Source organism: Mycobacterium sp. (assembly GCF_035506235.1).
Lineage (GTDB): Bacteria > Actinomycetota > Actinomycetes > Mycobacteriales > Mycobacteriaceae > Mycobacterium.
Window position 1 is genome coordinate 15,633 of record NZ_DATJPU010000249.1, and the last position, 20,849, is coordinate 36,481.

A 20,849-nucleotide genomic window follows, 5' to 3' on the forward strand; every position below is an offset into this window, starting at 1 on the left:
AGCACGCCCGGAGGGATCGGGTTCGGCTGCGCCGATACCCCGCCCTGCGGGGGTTGTAGTTGCCAGAACAGCTTGTTTGGGTTAAGTGAATGGCTACACAGGGGCCGCCTAGCCGGGGGGACCCGCCGGCGTCTCGGTACGCAATTGCGACCTCATTATTCTGTATTCCAACAAGCCCGCCCGTAGCTGCTCGTAGATCGAAGACCCGGGTAGGGCAAGAAAGTTAGCCACCCGAGCATTTCCGTCGCCATAAACCTGCGCCCAGTTATCACTCGCTTGATCGCGCGACGCCAATACGTTGGCGGTGATATCGCGGTCGGCTTCGGTGACAAAGCCCAGCGCCTTCAAGCGCATCCTTGCATAGTCCCAGTCCTCGATACTCAGGAAATCGGTATGCAAAAACCATGCTCCGGGGCGGCAGATCCTGCGAACTTCACTCAGGAATTTTGGAAGATTGCCATACGAATGTGACGACTCCACGTTGAGGACGGCATCGCAAGACCCGTCGGCCAAGGGGATATCCAATGCGTTGCCGACCTGGAAGTCTAGAGAGCCGTTATGGTGCGTTCTGCGGCAGAAGTCGATCGCCTCGGGGGACATGTCAATACCAGTTACTTGAGCGCTGAATTTCTCCGCGACAAGTGCGCTGTTGCCTCCGCGGCCACAGCCAATTTCGACGACTGCGCAGTCATTCAGGTCAACCGAGCCGATAACCTCAAACACCAGACGGACCGAGGTGGCGTTGAAAGTGCCCGGACGAATGGCGAACACAGAATCGTTGTCGGAGTCCGTCGGAATGTACCCATAATTCAGGAAAAACGACGAGTCGGCCACCCCTGCAGCTTCTAAGCGCCGGCTGAGCAGATCATAAAAGCTTCGCCACCCAACCGCGGTCGTGGACAGTAAGTCGTCGGCCAGGTGCTCCGACATCGGAACATCTGAATCATTCTTCGATTCAACGTGTACCGAAGGTTCGCTATCGTATTCCATTTATGTCGCCCCAACCAGATTTGCTCTGCTCCATAGGTAACATGGTGCATTTTCAGTGGATATATGATATCGGGGATATGCCCCGCGACGTGCAAACCAATAATATTCCCGCTACGCGAGCGACCTGCGTCGGGTAGCGGCTTAACGCCGAGCCCGGCCCCGAAGGTATCAGTATTCCAGATCCCTCCAATTCATCGCCATCAGCTCGGATAGCTTTCGACTGTGGCCAGCCACTACTTCTTAGATCCTTGTCGAGCTTTCGCATCAGTAGCCCGGGCCGCTTACGCGTCGCCATACTGAATTGTGCGGTCTCCACAATAGCGCTGTTGTTCGACGTCCGTACAAGGTCATCGTTCCCCGTTGCCGCGCCTGCACCTGGGAAGTCACCGCGAGGATCGGCAGCGCGCCCCGAAGGGGCCCGTGGCCTTCGCCCCGTCGATTCTCGGCCAGGTATTGCACAGTGCCGTCGCGGCGGAGACGCGGCGACAACTGCTTGCTCCGGCGACTGGCGTGAGGCACCTGGGGCGCGGGGCGGCAAGCTCCCACCCCATACCGACACGGTGCCCGGATGTAGGCGTCGATGGCAAAGCCATGTTTCAGATTCCGTACGCCCGGGCCCGCCGTAGCGCTGAGAACGGCGATCCCGAGAGTGACCTCCAACCAGCGCCGCCCGAGTAGCCCGCCTGTAACGGTGGGCGCATTGCCGGGTGTCTTCGAACCTCGACGGCTGCCGCCAGCAAACCACAGGTAGGAGCCCGCGATAAAATCCGTACCTATTGTTCGTGTTGCTCGTGCGCCGATGCGGTGATGTAGGCAGATCCGTCCGCCACCTCAAATTCCGCAAAGGCTTAGACAACTTCTGTTGGGCTCCAGTATGGTTTAGAACTTGTTACACCTATGTCGAGTAGACGGTCTGGAGACGCGGTGAGCATCAATCCGTTCGACGACGACGATGGCAGTTTCTTCGTCTTGGTGAACGACGAGGAGCAGCACAGCCTGTGGCCGGCGTTCGCCGAAGTTCCAGCCGGCTGGCGGGTGGTGTACGGCGAAGCGGACCGCGCGGCGTGTCTCGAGTACATCGAACAGAACTGGACCGATATACGGCCGAAGAGCCTGCGCGAAAGGTTGGCAGCGGGACAGGCGTTTGACAGGTAAACCGGCATGGAACTTGATGACCGGGCACTCCCGCTTACGCGGGGACAGCTCGACATTTGGCTAGCCCAAGAAACGGGTCACTCTGGTACGGAGTGGCAGTTGGGCGTGCTTGTGCGATACGACGGCACGGTAGAGCCTGATTTGCTTGAGCAGGCGATCCGTCAAGTGGTGCAGGAGGCCGAACCAGCCAGGGCTGCCATCTTCGAGGTGGATGGCGAGGTTTTCCAACGGGCGATCGATTACCCGGATGTCAAGGTGGATTTCTATGACCTGAGCGACTCGCGCCATCCGGTGCAGGAAGCCCGTCGGATAGCATCGTCGATCCAAGGCACGCCAATGCCGTCGGCCGGCCCTCTGTTCAAATTTGCACTATTTCAGACCTGGGTCGATGAATTCTACTTGTTCGGATGCTTCCACCACATAATCATAGACGGATCTGGAATTACGCTCCTTGCCCATCGGATTGCAACTGTCTACGCTGCAATTGTTTCTGGCGCACCCATTCCTCCTGCCTTCTTCGGCTCGCTGCAGGATTTGGTTCGCTGCGAGTCGGAATACGAAGGATCTACCGATTATCTGGAAGATCAGGCCTATTGGACTGGGAACCTTCCACGGGAGAACGGACCGCATTATGAGTTGCCCCAAGCCGTAGCCGCAGGTGATTCGTATTTGCCTTCTGCGCCGGTTCGATTGGAGCCTTCGGTCATTCGACGAGTTCAAGAGTTATCCGACGTGTGGAACGTGCCTCGAGCATCGTTCATCACCGCGGCGTGCGCACTTTTGGTGCGTGGGTGGTGCGCCGAGGGCTCAGAGGTCGTGCTCGACTTCCCCGTCAGCAGGCGGGTGCGTGCGGAGTCAAAGACGCTTCCCGGGATGGTTTCCGGGGTGGTGCCGCTGGTGTTGAGGGTTTCGCCGGCATCTACGGTCGCCGGCTTTTGTGAGCATGTTGATACGCGAGTACGTGAAGCGCTGCAACATCAGCGGTTTCCAGTGCGCGCCCTTGAACGCAAAGCCCATCCTCGAGGCTCAGGGCAGCTAGCAGGTCGGGTGAGCGTTAATTTCATGCCGTCTAAAGTCACTCTGGACTTTGCCGGTGTCGCGGCGTCTTGGTCATATACCAATCCGGGCCCCATGGGCGGCTTTGGGTTGATGTTCAATGGCGCCGGTGAACAGCTTTTTCTCAGCACGGCGGGCACCGAGGGGCCATTCTCGAATTTCGACGTCTCCGATATAGCGAAACGGTTGGGGCGGGTGTTGGTGGAGATGACCACCGATCCGGGGCGGCGGTTGTCCTCAATCGACGTGCTCGATGACGGTGAGCGCGCCCGGCTGGATGGGCTGGGTAACCGCGCAGTGTTGACACAGTCGTCGGAGGCGCCGGCGTCGATTCCGGCGGCGTTCGCGGCGCAGGTGGCGTTCTCCCCGGAGGCGGTGGCGATCAGCTGCGGGGAGCGTCGTTGGACCTATCGCGAACTCGATGAGACGGCTAACCGGTTGGCGCACCTGTTGGCAGGTCGCGGCGTGGGCCCGGGACAGCGGGTGGCGCTGCTGCTTCCCCGCTCGGCCGAGGCGATCGTGGCGATCTGGGCGGTGCTGAAAACGGGGGCGGCCTACGTGCCGATCGATCCGGCGGTGCCCGCCGCGCGCATGCAGTTCGTGCTCGACGATGCCGCGCCGGTCGCCGCCGTCACGACCACCGAGTTGCGCGAGCGCATCGACGGTTGTGGTCTGCAGGTGATCGACCTCGAGCATCTCGAAGAGCCGGCTGTCGACGCCCCGCCGCTTACACCACTCCCGGGGCCAGACGCAGGTGACATCGCCTACCTCATCTACACCTCCGGCACGACCGGTGTCCCCAAAGGGGTGGCGGTCCCGCACCGCAATGTGACCCGGCTGTTGGAGACACTGAGCGGCCACATGGAGCTCGCAGGCCAGGTGTGGACGCAGTGCCATTCGCTGGCGTTCGACTTCTCGGTGTGGGAGATCTTCGGGGCGCTGCTGTACGGCGGGCGCGTGGTGGTGGTTCCCGATGCGGTGGTGCGTTCGCCGGAGGATCTGCTCGCCGTGCTGGTCGATGAGCGGGTCAGCATTTTGAGTCAGACCCCGTCGGCGTTCTATGCGCTGCAGGCCGCCGACGCGGCACAACCGCAGCTGGGAGATCGGCTGACGCTGCAGGCCGTGGTGTTCGGCGGCGAGGCGCTGGAACCGCACCGCCTGCGTGCGTGGCTGGACAGGCACACGGGTTTGCCGCGGTTGATCAACATGTATGGCATCACCGAGACGACCGTGCACGCGTCGTTCCGGGAGATCGTCGCCGGCGATGTGGACGGCACGGTCAGCCCCATCGGGGTGTCGTTGGCCCATCTCGGGTTTTTCGTGCTGGACGGCTGGTTGCGGCCCGTGCCGGTCGGTGTGGTCGGCGAGTTGTACGTGGCCGGTGCCGGCGTGGCGTATGGGTATGTGGGCCGGCCGGGATTGACCGGGTCGCGGTTCGTGGCGTGCCCATTCGCCGGCGCGGGAGCGCCGGGACAGAGAATGTATCGGACCGGGGATCTGGTGTGCTGGGGCGCCGACGGGCAGTTGCGGTATGTGGGGCGTGCCGACGAGCAGGTCAAGATTCGCGGTTATCGCATCGAGCTCGGCGAGATCCAGGCGGCGCTGGCCGGGCTGGACGGGGTGCAGCAGGCGGTGGTGATCGCCCGGGAAGATCGCGCCGGCGACAAGCGACTGGTGGGTTATGTCGTCGGCACGGCGAATCCGGGTGCCGCGCGCGCTGCGCTGTGCGAGCGGCTGCCCGAGTACATGGTGCCGGCCGCCGTGGTGGCGCTGGATGCGCTGCCGCTGACGGTGAACGGCAAACTCGACACACGCGCCCTGCCGGCGCCGGAGTATCAGGATGTTGATCGGTACCGCGCCCCGGCCAACGCCGTCGAAGAGATCCTGGCCGGCATCTATGCCCAGGTGCTGGGGCTGGAGCGGGTCGGTGTGGAGGAGTCGTTCTTTGAGCTGGGTGGCGACAGCATCTTGTCGATGCAGGTGGTGGCGCGGGCGCGTGCCGCCGGGGTGCTGTGCCGGCCGCGCGACATCTTCGTCGAGCAGACCGTGGCCCGCCTGGCCCGGGTCGCCGGGGTCGCCGACGACGCTGACTTGATCGACGAAGGCGTGGGTACCGTCCTCGCGAGCCCGATCATCTGCTGGCTGCACAGCGTGGGGGGCCCGGTCGATCAGTTCAACCAGACGGCGCTGGTCCAGGCCCCGGTCGGTGTGACCGAGGCGGACGTGGTGGTGGTGTTGCAGGCCTTGCTGGATCGGCATCCGATGTTGCGCCTACGCGTCGAGGACGACGGGGCGGCGGGGTGGTCGTTGACGGTGCCCGAGCCCGGATCGGTGGATGCCCGCGACTGCCTGCAGGCGGTGGACGTGTTGTCCGATGCGGTCGTGATCGAGGCGCGGTCGCGGTTGGATCCGGCGGCCGGGGTGATGCTCAGTGCAGTGTGGGTGGTCCCTACGCGTCGGTTGGTGGCGATCGTTCACCATCTGGCGGTTGACGGGGTGTCGTGGCGGGTCTTGTTGGAAGACCTCAACCTCGCATGGGCCCAGCATCGGGGTGGGCAGCAGGTGGTGTTACCAGCGCCGGGGACGTCGTTTGCCCGATGGGCGTCCCTGCTGGCTGAGCACGCGCACCGCCCCGAGGTCGTGGAGCTGGCGCGGGCCTGGCGGCAGATCGGGGCCGTGCCTGCGGGGCTGCCGGCGGTGCAACCTGCGGTGGACACGTACGTGAGCGCCGGGAAACTGTTGGCGCAGCTCGATGCGGAGACCAGCCGGATGCTGCTGGGCGAGGTGCCGGCGGCGTTTCATGCCGGGATACACGAGATCCTGTTGATCGCCTTCGCCTTGGCCTGCGCGGAGTTTCTAGGTACCGGTCGCGCGCCGATCGTGATCGATGTCGAGGGTCACGGGCGCGAGGAGGAGCTGGGCTCCCCGAACGAGCAGGTGGACCTGTCGCGCACGGTGGGCTGGTTTACCACCAAGTACCCGGTGGCGCTCGCGGTGGGCGGGCTGTCCTGGGCTCACGTGGTGGCCGGCGACCCGCGGCTGGGGGCGGTGGTCAAAGACGCCAAAGAGCAGCTTCGGGCCCTGCCGGACGGTTTGACCTACGGGGTGCTGCGCTACTTGAACAGCGACGTCGACCTGGAGGGGCCTGATCCCGCGATCGGGTTCAACTATCTGGGGCGGCTGAGCGCCGGTACCGAGGTGTCGGGTGACGTGTGGGGGATCTGCGAGGACGGCTTGTCGCTGATCGACGCCAGCGCGAGGTTGCCCATGCCGTTGGCGCACACCGTCGAGCTCAACGCCAGCACGGTGGACGCCGCCACCGGCCCGTACCTGCACGCCGGCTGGACTTGGGCGCCCTCGGTCCTGGATCACGCGCAGGTCTCCCGGCTGAGCCGGTTGTGGTTTGAAGCGCTGGCCGGCATCTGCGCGCATGTGCGTGGCGGTGGGGGCGGGCTGACACCTTCCGATATCGCCGCCGGCCTCAGCCAGCAGCAGATCGACGACCTTCAGCGGCAATATGCGGATAGCTGACGTTTTACCGTTGACCCCCCTGCAGCAGGGGCTGTGGTTTCATGCCCTCACCGCCGAGGGTGGCGACGACGTGTACGCGGTGCAGCTGGAGATCGTGTTGAGCGGCCGGCTCGATCAGGCCCGCCTGCGCGAGGCGGTGCAGACGGTGGTGATCCGCCATCCCAACCTCGCGGCCCGATTCTCCGGCAAGTTCGACCAGCCGGTGCAGATCATCCCGGCCGATCCCGTGGTGCCGTGGCGGTATGTCGACCTCAGCGAGGCCGGCCAGGACCTCGACGAGCAGATCCAGCAGGTATGTGCCGCCGAACGCGCCGCTGTGTACGATCTCGACCACCAGCCAGCCTTCCGGGCCGCCCTCGTCGGCACCGCGGAAGATCAGCACCGGTTGGTGCTGACGAATCACCACATCGTGCTCGACGGGTGGTCGCTGCCGATCCTGTTGGGGGAGATATTCGCCAGCTACCAGGGGCAGTGGCTGCCCGCGGCGAGGCCGTATCGCAGCTTTGTGACCTGGCTGACCGGGCGCGACCTCGACGCCGCCCGCGCGGCCTGGGGCGAGGTGCTGGCCGGTTTTGACACCCCCACATTGGTCGGCCCGCCAGGCGGGTTGGAGCTCGGGCCGCGAGGCGTTGCCTCGTTTCGGGTGCCCGAGCAGACCACGCGGGCGCTCGGCGAGCTGGCGCGCGCACGCCACACCACCGTCAGCACCGTGCTGCAGGCCGCCTGGGCCCAGCTGCTGACGTGGCTGAGCGGCCGGCATGACGTCGCCTTCGGCACGACGGTCTCGGGCAGGCCGCCCGAGGTGCCCGGCGCCGACTCGATGGTGGGCCTGTTCATCAACACCGTGCCGGTGCGGGCCAGCGTCACCGCGGCCACCACCACCGCCGACCTGCTCGGTCAGCTGCAAAACGCCAATAACCGCACACTCGAGCATCAGCACCTGGCGCTCAGCGAGATCCACCGCATCACCGGCCAGGACCAGCTGTTCGACACCTTTTTCGTCTACGAGAACTACCCGCTCGACGCCGCCGCGTTGCCGGGCGCCGACGGGTTGACCGTCACCGAGTTCACTCACCGCGAGTACAACCACTATCCGCTTGCGGTCCAGGCCTTGCCGGACAGCGAGCTGGGTCTCCGCGTCGAATTCGACACCGGCGTGTTCGACGCGGCCGGCATCGAGACGCTGATCGAGCGATTCAAGCGAGTGTTGGTGGCCATGGCCACCGATCCGGATCGGCGGTTGTCGTCGGTGGATGTGCTCGAGGCCGCTGAGCACGCGCAGCTGGAGAGGTGGGGTAATCGGACGGGGTCAACCCAGCCGGTGGGTGTGCCGGTCTCGATCCCGGTCTTGTTCGGCGCGCAGGTCGCGCGCACGCCGGAGGCCGTGGCGATCAGCGCGGGGGACCGGTCGTGGACCTACCGCGAGGTGAAGGGGGCCGCCAACCGGTTGGCGCACGTGTTGGCCGCTCGGGGTGTGGGTCCCGGACAGCGGGTGGCGTTGCTGCTGCCGCGGTCGGCTGAGGCGGTCGTCGCCATGCTGGCCGTGCTGAAAACGGGGGCGGCGTATGTGCCGATCGACCCGGCGGTACCGGCGGCCCGGATAGCGTTCGTGCTTGCCGACGCCGCGCCGGTCGCCGCGATCACCACCGCCGGCCTGGCCGATCGGCTGGACGGCTGCGATCTGGCGGTCATCGACGTCAACGACCCGGCCGTCGATAGCCAGCCCAGCACCGCACTGCCGGCGCCGGCCCCGGACGACATCGCCTACCTCATCTACACCTCGGGCACGACCGGAACCCCCAAAGGCGTGGCGATCCCGCATCGCAACGTGACGCGGCTGCTCGAGACGCTGGACGCCGACATGGAGCTCGCCGGGCAGGTGTGGTCGCAGTGCCATTCGTTGGCGTTCGACTTCTCGGTGTGGGAGATCTGGGGGGCGCTGCTCTACGGCGGGCGCGTGGTGGTGGTGCCCGATTCGGTGGTGCGCTCGCCGGAAGACTTGCACGCTTTGTTGGTGGCCGAGCAGGTCACCGTGTTGAGCCAGACCCCGTCGGCCTTCTATGCGCTGCAGGCCGCCGATGCGGCACAACCAGAGCCGGACCCTCGGTTGAAGCTCGAGGCCGTGGTGTTCGGCGGCGAGGCGCTCGAACCGCAGCGGCTGCGGGCGTGGCTGAACAACCATCCGGGATTGCCACGGCTGATCAATATGTACGGCATCACCGAGACCACGGTGCATGCGTCGTTTCGGGAGATCGTCGCCGGCGATGTGGACTGCACGTTCAGCCCGATCGGGGTGCCGCTGGCTCATCTGGGGTTTTTCGTGCTCGACGGGTGGTTGCGGGCGGTGCCGGCGGGTGTGGTGGGGGAGTTGTACGTGGCCGGCGCCGGCGTGGCGTACGGCTATGTGGGCCGGTCGGGCTTGAGTGCGACGAGGTTTGTGGCCTGTCCGTTCGGGGAGCCCGGGGCGCGCATGTATCGCACCGGGGATCTGGTGTGTTGGGACGCCGACGGGCAGCTGCGGTACGTGGGGCGCGCCGACGACCAGGTCAAGATCCGTGGATATCGCATCGAACTCGGTGAGATCCAGGCGGCGCTGGCCGGGCTGGACGGGGTAAAGCAGGCGGTGGTGATCGCCCGCGAGGACCGCCCCGGCGACAAGCGCCTGGTGGGCTATGTCACCGGCACCGCGGACGCGGCCTCGTTCGGAGCTTCAGCGCGCGCCGCGCTGGCCGAGCGGCTCCCTGCCTATATGGTGCCGGCCGCGGTCGTGGTGATCGAGGCGCTGCCCTTGACGGTCAACGGCAAACTCGACACCCGCGCCCTGCCGGTACCCGAATACCAGGATGGCGGCCACTACCGCGCACCGGCCACCGCGGTCGAGGAGCTGCTGGCCGGCATCTACGCGCAGGTCCTGGGTGTGGAGCCGCCGCAGCTCGTCGGGGTGGACGACTCGTTTTTCGACCTGGGCGGGGATTCGCTGTCGGCCGTCCGCCTGATCGCCGCCGTCAACGCCGGCCTGGATGCCGGCCTTTCGGTGCGCACCTTGTTCGAGGCGCCCACGGTCGCCCAGTTGGCGCCGCGTATCGGCGGGGACGAGGGCCGACCGGAGCCGCTGGTACCTTTCGCGGCCGGTGCGCGGCCCGCGGTGGTTCCGTTGTCGTTTGCCCAGAGCCGGTTGTGGTTCATCGACCAATTCCAGGGCCCCTCAACGATTTACAACATGGCGGTGGCTTTGCGGCTGCGCGGGCGGTTGGATGCCGACGCGTTGGGCGCGGCGCTGGCCGATGTGGTGGCCCGGCAGGAGAGCCTGCGCACGCTGTTCACCGCGCACGACGGTGTGCCGCGCCAGCTGGTCGTGCCCGCCCAGCGGGCCGACTTCGGTTGGGCCGTCGTCGACGCCGTGGGCTGGTCGGAAAGCGAGCTCGCCAATGCCTTCGACGCCGTGGCGAGTCACCGGTTTGATCTCGCAGTCGAGATCCCCATGCGCGCAAGGCTTTTCCGCATCACCGACGACGAACACGTCCTGGTGGCCGTGGTGCATCACATCGCCGCCGACGGCGCGTCGATCACCCCGCTGGTGCGTGATCTCGGCGTGGCCTACGCCAGCCGGAGTGCGGGGCAAGCCCCCGGCTGGGGCGATTTGGCGGTGCAGTATGCCGATTACACGCTGTGGCAGCGCGCGCAGCTTGGTGATCTCGGCGACAGCGGCAGCTGCATCGCCGCGCAGTTGGCCTACTGGCAAGAGGCCCTGGCCGGGATGCCCGAGCACCTGCAGCTGCCCACCGATCGGCCCTACCCGCCGGTCGCGGATTACCGCGGCGCCAGCGTGTCGGTGGAATGGCCCGCCGAGCTGCAGCAGCAAGTTGCCCGGGTGGCCCGCGAACACAACGCGACCAGCTTCATGGTGATGCAGGCCGCCCTGGCGGTGTTGCTGGCCAAGCTCAGCGCGAGTTCCGATGTGTCCGTGGGGTTCCCGATCGCAGGGCGCCGGGACCCCGCGCTGGACGACGTGGTCGGCTTCTTCGTCAACACCCTGGTGTTGCGGGTCGATCTGGCCGGTAACCCCAGCGTCGCCGAACTGCTGGCTCAGGTGCGGGCGCGCAGCCTGGCGGCATACGAGCACCAAGACGTGCCGTTCGAGGTGCTGGTGGAAAGGCTCAACCCGACCCGGAGCCTGACCCATCACCCGCTGATCCAGGTGATGCTGGCGTGGCAGAACTGGCAGGCCAACAACGATCCCGCTGCCGCGTTGGCCCTGGGTGATCTGCACATCACGCCGATGCCGCTCGACACCCGGACCGCCCGCACGGATTTGGCGTTCTCGCTGGGCGAATCCTGGACCGAGGCCGGAGAGCCCGCCGGGATCGCCGGAGCGGTGGAGTTCCGCACCGATGTGTTCGACGCCGCCAGCATCGAAGCGCTGATCGAGCGATTCAAGCGGGTGTTGGTCGCCATGACCGCGGATCCGGGGCAGCGGCTGTCGTCGATCGATGTGCTCGATGCGGCTGAGCACGCCCGCCTCGATGAGGCAGGAAACCGCGCGGTGCTGACCCGGCCCGCGCCGGCCGCGGCGTCGGTTCCGGCGTTGCTGGCAGCGCAGGTCGCCCGCGCCCCGGAGGCGGTGGCGCTGACCTACGGGGACCGGTCAATGACCTACCGGGAACTCGATGAGGCGGCTAACCGGTTGGCGCACTTGCTGTCTGGCTCTGGCGTCGGCCCGGGCGCGTGTGTGGCGCTGCTGTTGGAGCGCTCAGCCGAGGCCGTCGTGGCCATGCTGGCGGTGCTGAAAACCGGGGCGGCCTACTTGGCGATCGACCCGGCGCTGCCGGAGGCCCGCCTCCGGTTCATGCTCACCGATGCCGCGCCGATGGCCGTCGTCACCACGGAGGACCTGCGATCGCGGCTGGGCGGGCGGGATCTGGCGGTCATCGACTTCGACGACTCCGCGGTTGAAACCCAACCCGCCACCGCATTGCCGGCGCCATCCCCCGACGGCATCGCCTACCTCATCTACACCTCCGGGACCACCGGGACCCCCAAAGGGGTGGCCGTCACCCACCGCAATTTGGCGCACCTGGCGGAGTCATCGCCCGACCGGCTGCCGGCGGCGCAGGTGTGGACGCAGTGCCACTCGTATGCTTTCGACTTCTCGGTGTGGGAGATCTGGGCTGCGCTGTTGGGTGGCGGACGGCTGGTGGTGGTGCCCGAAGCGGTCGTCGGCTCGCCGGACGATTTCCACGGTCTGCTCGTCAGTGAACAGGTCAACGTCCTCACCCAGACCCCGTCGGCGGTGACCGGACTGCGTCCGCAAGGGCTGGAGTCGGTGGCGGTGCTGCTCGGCGGTGAGGCCTGCCCGGCCGAGGTGGTGGACCAATGGGCGCCGGGACGAGTGGTGATCAACGCCTACGGCCCGACCGAGACCACGGTGTACGCGTCGATGAGCGCGCCGCTGTCGGTCGGGACCGGTGCGGCGCCGATCGGGTCGCCGGTGTCGACGGCGGCGCTCTTCGTCCTCGACGAGTGGTTGCAGCCGGCGCCGGCCGGTGTGGTCGGTGAGTTGTATGTGGCCGGCCGCGGTGTGGCCGTCGGGTATGTCGGGCGGCCCGACTTGACCGCGTCGCGGTTTGTGGCCTGCCCGTTCGCGGGCCCCGGGGCCCGCATGTATCGCACCGGGGACCTGGTGCGATGGCGCGCGGATGGGCAGCTGCAATATCTCGGGCGGGCCGACGAGCAGGTCAAGATCCGCGGCTATCGCATCGAGCCCGGTGAAGTGCAGGCCGCATTGGCCGAGCTCGACGGGGTGGAGCAGGCGGTGGTGATCGCCCGCGAGGACCGCCCCGGCGACAAGCGCCTGGTCGGGTATGTCACCGGGAGCGCCGAGCCCGCCGCGGCGCGTGCCGCGCTGGCCGAGCGGCTGCCGGCCTACATGGTGCCGGCCGCGGTGGTGGCGCTGGCGGCGCTGCCGCTGACGGTCGGCGGCAAACTCGATCAACGGGCCCTGCCGGCACCGGAGTACCAGGACATCGGTCGTTACCGCGCCCCCACCACCCTCACCGAGGAGATCCTGGCCGGCATCTACGCCCGGGTGCTCGGTGTGGAGCGCGTCGGAGTGGATGACTCGTTCTTCGACCTGGGCGGAGATTCGCTGTCGGCGATGCGCCTGATCGCCGGGGTCAACAACGCCCTAGATGCCGGCCTTTCGGTGCGGGTCGTTTTCGAGGCACCCACGGTGGCTCAGTTGGCGCCCCGCATCGGTGCGGCAGGCGGTCGGCTGGAGCCGCTGCGGGTGGTCGAGCGCCCCGCGGTGGTTCCGTTGTCTTTCGCCCAGCACCGGTTGTGGTTCATCGACCAGTTGCAGGGTCCGTCGCCGGTGTACAACCTGGCGGTGGCGTTGCGGCTGCGCGGACGGCTGGATGTCGACGCGTTGGGTGCGGCGCTGGCCGATGTGGTGGGTCGCCACGAAAGCCTGCGCACGCTCTTCGCCGCCCCCGACGGAATACCGCAACAGCTGGTGGTGCCCGCCGAGCGGGCCGACTTCGGTTGGGCCGTCGTTGATGCCACCGCCTGGCCGTCAGGCCGGCTGCAGGAGGCCGTCGACGAGACGGCGCGTCACACCTTTGATTTGGCGGCCGAGATCCCTTTGCGGGCAAGGGTTTTCCGCGTCGCCGACGAAGAACACGTGCTGGTGGCCGTGGTGCATCACATCGCCGCCGACGGCTTGTCGATCCCCCCGCTGGTGCGTGATATGGCCGTGGCCTACGCGGGCCGGTGTGTGGGGCAAGCTCCCGACTGGGCGCCGTTGCCGGTGCAGTATGTCGATTACACGCTGTGGCAGCGCGCGCAGTTCGGTGATCTCACCGACCACGACAGTCCCATCGCCGCGCAGCTGGCGTACTGGGAGGAGGCGCTGGCGGGGATGCCCGAGCGGCTGGGGCTCCCCACCGACCGGCCCTACCCGCCGGTGGCCGATCAGCGCGGCGCCAGCCTGTTGGTGGATTGGCCCGCCGAGTTGCAGCGGCAGGTTGTGCGGGTGGCCCGTGAGCACAATTCGACCAGTTTCATGGTGATGCAGGCCGCCCTGGCGGTGCTGCTGGCCAAGCTCAGCGCGAGTTCTGATGTGGCGGTGGGGTTCCCGATCGGCGGGCGTCGCGACCCCGCCCTCGACGAGCTGGTCGGCTTCTTCGTCAACACGTTGGTGTTGCGCGTCGATGTGGCCGGCGATCCCAGCGTCGCCGAGGTGCTCGCCCAGGTGCGAGCGCGCAGCCTGGCCGCCTACGAGCACCAGGATGTGCCCTTCGAAGTGGTCGTCGAACGGCTGAACCCCACCCGCTCCCTGACGCATCACCCGCTGGTCCAGGTGATGCTGGCCTGGCGGACCCTGCACGGCAGCACCGGCGACCCCGCCGCCGCGTTCACGTTGGGAGACCTGGAGCTCACCCAGATGCCGGTGGACACGGGCACCGCCCGCATGGATCTGGCGCTTGCTCTGGAAGAACACTGGAACGAGGACGGTGAACCGGCCGGCATTGGCGGAGCGGTGGAATTCCGCACCGATGTGTTCGACGCGGCCAGCATCGAAACACTGATCGGGCGCTTGCAGCGGGTATTGGTCGCGATGACCACCGACCCGACCCGGCGGCTGTCGTCGATCGGCGTGCTCGACGACGCTGAGCGTGCCCGGCTGGAGGACTGGGGTAATCCGGCGGCATTGGCCGCGCCGGTGAGCCCGCCGGTGTCGATTCCGGCGGTGTTCGCCGGGCAGGTGGCGCGCGCACCCGGCGCGGTGGCGGTGACCTTCGAGGGCCTGTCGATGACCTACCGGGAGCTGGACGAGGCCGCAAACCGGTTGGCGCATCTGTTGATTGGCCACGGCGTGGGTCCGGGACAGCGGGTGGCGCTGTTGTTGCCCCGGTCGGCCGACGCGGTGGTGGCGATCGTGGCGGTGGTGAAGACCGGGGCGGCGTATGTGCCGATCGACCCGGCGGTGCCGGAGGCGCGGATGCGGTTCGTGCTCGACGACTCCGCCCCGATCGCCGCGATCACCACTGCGGAGTTGCGTCCGCGGCTGGAGGAACGCGCCCTGCTGGTTGTCGATGTTGACAATCGCGCTGTTGACCCTCAGCCTTGCACCGCGCCGCCGGCGCCGGCTCCCGATGACGTCGCCTACCTCATCTACACCTCGGGTACGACCGGTGTTCCGAAAGGGGTGGCGGTCCCGCACCGCAACGTGACCCGGCTGCTGGAGACGCTGGCCGTCGATATGGAGCTGTCGGGGCGGGTGTGGACGCAGTGTCATTCGTTGGCGTTCGACTTCTCGGTGTGGGAGATCTGGGGCGCGGTGCTTTATGGCGGGCGCGTGGTGGTGGTGCCCGACTCGGTGGTGCGCTCACCGGAGGATTTGCACGCCTTGCTCGTTGCCGAGCGGGTCGGCATTCTGAGCCAGACCCCGTCGGCCTTTTATGCGCTGCAGGCCGCCGACGCGCTGCAGCCCGAGCCGGGACCTCAGCTCGAGCTGGAGGCTGTGGTGTTCGGCGGCGAAGCGCTTGAGCCGCAACGCCTTCGCGCATGGCTGGACAGTCATCCGGGTCAACCCCGGTTGATCAACATGTACGGCATCACCGAGACGACCGTGCATGCGTCGTTCCGGGAGATCGTCGCCGGCGACGTCGACACCGCCGTGAGCCCCATCGGCGTGCCGCTGGCCCATCTTGGTTTTTTCGTGCTCGACAAGTGGCTGCAGCCCGTGCCGGTCGGTGTGGTGGGGGAGTTGTACGTGGCCGGCGCCGGCGCGGCGTATGGGTATGTCGGCCGGGCCGGGTTGACGGGGACGCGGTTTGTGGCGTGCCCGTTCGGCGCGCCGGGCGCACGGATGTATCGCACCGGGGATCTGGTGTGCTGGGGTGCCGACGGACAGTTGCGGTACATGGGGCGTGCCGACGAGCAGGTCAAGATCCGCGGGTATCGCATCGAGCTGGGCGAGGTCCAGGCGACGTTGAACGGCCTGGATGGGGTGGAGCAGGCGGTGGTGATCGCTCGCGAGGACCGCGCCGGCGACAAACGCCTGGTGGGATACGTGACCGGGGCGGTGGATCCGGCTGAAATACGCAGTCGGCTGGCTGAGCGGTTGCCGGCGTACATGGTGCCGGCCGCCGTGGTGGTGATGGATGCGCTGCCGCTGACTGTCAACGGCAAACTCGACACCCGCGCCCTGCCGGCACCGGAATATCAGGATGTCGATCATTACCGCGCCCCGGCCGATGCGGTGGAGGAGATCCTGGCCGGCATCTACGCCCATGTGCTGGGGCTGGAGCGGGTCGGGGTCGACGAGTCGTTCTTCGAGTTGGGTGGGGACAGCATTCTGTCGATGCAGGTGGTGGCGCGGGCGCGCGCCGCAGGCGTGGTGTGCCGGCCGCGCGACATCTTCGTCGAGCAGACCGTGGCCCGGCTGGCCCGGGTGGCCGGGGTCGCCGACGACGCAGAGGTGCTCGACACGGGCGTCGGCCCGGTGGTGGCCACCCCGATCATGCGCTGGCTGCAGAGCGTCGACGGTCCGGTGGGGCAGTTCAACCAGACGGTCCTGGTGCAGGCCCCGGTGGGGGTGACCGAGCCCGAGGTGGTCGCGGTGTTGCAGGCCTTGCTGGACCGGCACGCCACGTTGCGGCTGCGCGTCGACGACGATGGCGTCGAGGGATGGTCGCTGACCGTGCCCGAACCCGGTTCCGTGGATGCGCGCGGGTGCCTGCGGACGGTGGACGTGTTGTCCGACGACGCGGTGGTGGCGGCGCGTTCGCGGTTGAACCCGGCCGCCGGGCTGATGCTCAGCGCTCTCTGGGTGGCCCCCACGGGCCAACTGCTGCTGATCGTTCACCATCTGGCGGTCGACGGGGTGTCGTGGCGGATTTTGCTGGAGGACCTCAACCTCGCGTGGGCCCAGCATCGCGGGGGGCAGCAGGTGGTGCTGCCGGCGGGAGGGACGTCGTTTGCCCGCTGGGCGTCGCTGCTGGCCGAGCATGCGCGCCGCCCCGAGGTTGTGGAGCAGGCGCCGGCCTGGCGGCGGATCGTGGCGGCGCCCGCGGCGCTGCCGGCGGTGCAACCGGCCGCGGATACTTATGCCACCGCCGGAAACCTGGCGGTGGAGCTGGACGCCGAGACCACCCGGATGCTGCTCGGTGAGGTGCCGGCGGCGTTTCATGCCGGAGTCAACGACATTTTGTTGATCGCGTTCGCCCTGGCGTGTGCGGAGTATTTGGGGACCGGCAATGCGCCGATCGTTATCGATGCGGAGGGTCACGGGCGCCAGGAGGAGCTGGGTTCTCCGAACGAGCACGTTGACCTGTCGCGCACGGTGGGCTGGTTCACCACCAAGTACCCGGTCGCGCTGGCGGTGGGGGGGCGGCTGGACTGGGCGCAGGTGGCCGCCGGCGGGGCGGCGCTGGGGACGGTGATCAAGGATGCCAAAGAGCAGCTGCGCGCGCTGCCCGACGGTTTGACCTACGGTGCGCTGCGCTACTTGAACGGCGACGTCGACCTGGACGGGCCCGATCCCGCGATCGGGTTCAACTACCTGGGGCGGCTGGGCGCCGGGGCGGCCGAGGTGTCCGGTGACATATGGGAGATCCGCCAGGACGGCTGGTCGGTGACCGGCGTTGCCGCGGCGATCCCCATGCCGCTGATGCACACCGTCGAGCTCAACGCGGGCACCTTGGACACCGAGGCCGGCCCGCGCCTGCGCGCAGGCTGGACGTGGGCGCCCTCGGCCCTGGGTCACGCGCAGGTCAGCCGGCTGAGCCGGTTGTGGTTTGACGCGCTGGCCGGCATCTGCGCGCACGTGCGGGCCGGTGGGGGCGGGCTGACGCCGTCGGACATCGTGCCCGCCCGTCTGAGCCAGCAGCAGATTGACGAGCTTGCGCGGCAATACCGCATCGCTGACGTGCTGCCGTTGACCCCCCTGCAGCAGGGACTGCTGTTTCACGCCAGCACCGCGCAGGGCGGCGACGATGTGTATGCGGTGCAGCTCGATGTCGCGTTGAGCGGTCGGCTCGACCCGCACCGCCTGCGCGAGGCGGTGCACACGGTGGTCACCCGGCATCCCAACCTGGCGGCCCGATTCAGCGCACGGTTCGACCAGCCGGTGCAGATCATCCCGGCCGACCCCGAGGTGCCCTGGCGGTATATCGAGCTCGATGCTGGTGACGTCGGAGTCGATGAACAGATCCAGCAGGTGTGCGCCGCCGAACGCGCCGCGGTCTACGACCTGGCTGACCACCCGGCGTTGCGGGTGGCTCTGATCCGCACCGCCGAAGACCGGCACCGGTTTGTGCTGACGAATCACCACATCGTGCTCGACGGGTGGTCGCTGCCGATCCTGCTGGGCGAATTGTTTGCCAGCTATTACGGGCAGCGGCTGCCCGCGGCGGTCCCGTACCGCAGGTTCGCCACCTGGCTGGCCGGTCGGGAGCGCACTGTCGCCCGCATCGTCTGGCGTGAGGTGTTCGCCGGCTTTGATAACCCCACATTGGTGGGGCCGCCGGATCGGTTTGGGCTGGGACAGCGAGGCGTTGCATCGTTCCGGGTGCCTGAGCAGACCACGCGGGCCGTCAGCGAGCTGGCGCGCTCACGCCACACCACCGTCAACACCGTGCTGCAGGCTGCCTGGGCGCAGGTGCTGATGTGGCTGACCGGTCAGCATGACGTCGCGTTCGGCGCTGTGGTCTCGGGGCGGCCCGCCGAGGTGGCGGGTGCGGAATCGATGGTGGGCCTGTTGATCAACACGGTTCCGGTGCGGGTAACCATCACGCCGGCCACCACCACCACCGACCTACTCGACCAGCTGCAAAAGACGCACCACCATACGCTCGAGCATCAGCACCTGGCGCTCAACGAGATTCACCGCGTCACCGGCCACGCAAGACTGTTCGACACCGTTTTCGTGTACGAGAACTATCCAACCGACGCCGCTGCGTTGTCGGGCACCGACGGATTGGCCATCACCGAGATCACCAACCGCGACTACTACCACTACCCGCTTGCGGTTCAAGCCCTGCCGGGCCGCGAACTGGACCTGCACGTCCAATTCCGCGCGGACGTTTTCGACGCGGCCGACATCGAAACGCTGATCGAGCGATTCCAGCTGGCGTTGGTATCCATGACCACCGATCCGACGCGACGGTTGTCGTCGGCGGATGCGCAAGACGGGGGCAAGCACGCCCGCCCGTACAGGTCGAGCAACGACGCACTGCCGGCCCAGCCGGCACCCACCGCGGTATCAGCGTCCGAACACCTCGACGACGGTGGGGGTTATCCCGCCCCGGCCACCCTGGTCGAACAGATCTTGACCGGCATCTACACGCAAGTGCTCGGCGTCGACCGCGTCGGAGTCGACGAGTCGTTCTTCGACCTCGGCGGGGACTCCCTTGCCGCGATGCGGGCCGTTGCCGCGATCAACGCGGCCCTCGATACCCACCTCGCGGTAACCGTCCTGTTCGAGGCGCCCTCCGTCAGACGCTTGAGCCAGCGGTTGGGCGAACATGTCTACCCGGTGGACGAAGTTCCCGCCGTGAGCCCGGCTGGCGACCTGTGAGACCACGCCGACCAGACGAACGCTCAGCGAAAGCCCGCGGGTCGGGCTTCCAGTAGGTAAACCGTGTGGGTTGGGGTGGCCGGATGGAGCTTGATGACCGCGCACTCCCGCTGACGCGCGGACAGCTCGACATATGGATTGCCCAGGAAGCGGGTCGCTTCGGTGCGGAGTGGCAGCTTGGCCTCTTTGTGAGAATCGAGGGCAGGGTAGACCGCGATGCCCTTAAGTGGGCGATCCGCCGAGTGGTGCGCGAGGCCGAACCAGGCAGGGTCGCTTGCTTTGAGGTGGATGGCCGGGTTTTCCAGAGGGTGATTGATTACCCGGATGTTGAGCTGGACTTCTATGACCTGAGCGGCTCGCGCGATCCCGTGCAGGAAGCCCGTGGGATAGCGTCATTGATTCAAGGCACGCCAATGCCTTTCACTGGCCCGCTGTTCAAATTTGCGTTATTTCGGACACGGCCCGATGAATTCTATTGGTTCACATGCTGTCACCACATAGTCATAGACGGATCCGGCATTGCGCTGGTAGGCCATCGGATCGCATCGGTCTACACTGCAGTTGTTTCTGGCACGCCCATTCCTCGTGCCTTCTTTGGCTCGCTGCAGGACTTGGTTAGCAGCGAGTTAGAATACGAAGCGTCGACCGATTATCTGGAAGATCAGGCTTATTGGAGCGGGAACCTTCCATCGGAAAGTGGACCGGATTATCGGTGGACCCAAGCCGCGAACGAGCGTCAACCGTATTGGCCGTCGGCGCCGGTTCGATTGGACCCTGCGGTCCTTCGCCGAGTTGACGAGTTATCCCACGTGTTGAACATGTCTCGCGCATCGGTCATCACCGCGGCGTGCGCGCTTATGGTGCGTAGCTGGTGCGCCGAGGGCTCGGAGGTAGTGCTCGATTTCCCGGTCAGCAGGCGAGTGCGTCCGGAGTTAAAGACGCTGCCGGGAATGGTTGCCGGGGTCGTGCCGCTGGTATTGAGGGTTTCGGCGGATACTACGGTTGCCAGTTTTTTTGAACATGTGGATACGCGAATACGGGAAGCCCTGCAACATCAGCGATTTCCGGTGCAAGCTCTAGAGCGTAAAACCCACCCCCGCGCCGCTCCGGGGCAGCCAGTTCACAGGGTGAGTATTAATTTCGTCCCATCTCTTTTCGCCCTGGATTTCGGTGGTGTCGCGGCATCGGCGTCATATACCAGTTCGGGCCTCGTGGGTGGCTTTGGGTTATTTTTCTCTGGCGACGCTGACCAGCTTTTTCTCAGCACGGCAGGCGCTGGGGGGCCTTTTTCGAATTTCGACGTCTCCGATTTAGCGGGCCGTTTGCAGCGGGTGTTGGCGGCTATGATTGCCAATCCGTGGCGGCGGGTGTCGTCGATCGATGTGTTGGATGCCGGTGAGCACGCCCGTCTGGATGAGATCGGTAATCGGGCGGTGTTGACCCGGCCGGCGACGCCGGTGTCGGTTCCAGCATTGTTTGCCGCGCAGGTGGCGCGCACGCCGGAGGCGGTGGCGCTCAGTTGTGGGGGCCGGTCGAT

At 66.9% G+C, this 20,849-nt stretch carries 5 protein-coding genes; 4 read left to right on the top strand and 1 reads right to left on the bottom strand.

What is annotated here, in order from left to right; genetic code table 11:
* Window positions 1–108: 108 nt before the first annotated feature.
* On the bottom strand, window positions 109–990 hold the full coding sequence (locus VMD50_RS23185) for a class I SAM-dependent methyltransferase (RefSeq protein ID WP_325431126.1): 882 nt from the start codon (window positions 988–990) through the stop codon (window positions 109–111).
* Window positions 991–1,914: 924 nt separating this feature from the next.
* On the opposite strand from VMD50_RS23185, the gene VMD50_RS23190 reads away from it, so the two are divergent.
* The 4 genes from VMD50_RS23190 to VMD50_RS23205 all read left to right on the top strand — a co-directional run.
* A complete protein-coding gene (locus VMD50_RS23190) occupies window positions 1,915–2,145 on the top strand; it encodes an MbtH family protein (RefSeq protein WP_325431127.1) in 231 nt (76 codons plus the stop codon).
* 6 nt (window positions 2,146–2,151) lie between these two features.
* A complete protein-coding gene (locus VMD50_RS23195) occupies window positions 2,152–6,732 on the top strand; it encodes a non-ribosomal peptide synthetase (RefSeq protein WP_325431129.1) in 4,581 nt (1,526 codons plus the stop codon).
* Complete coding sequence (locus VMD50_RS23200) at window positions 6,719–19,312, top strand: amino acid adenylation domain-containing protein (protein ID WP_414686148.1); 12,594 nt, start codon at window positions 6,719–6,721, stop codon at window positions 19,310–19,312. The genes VMD50_RS23195 and VMD50_RS23200 overlap by 14 nt, the downstream gene beginning before the upstream one ends.
* Before the next feature lie 83 nt (window positions 19,313–19,395).
* Window positions 19,396–20,849, top strand: a 1,454-nt coding sequence (locus VMD50_RS23205) for a condensation domain-containing protein (protein WP_325431133.1), incomplete at its 3' end; no start/stop codon positions are given.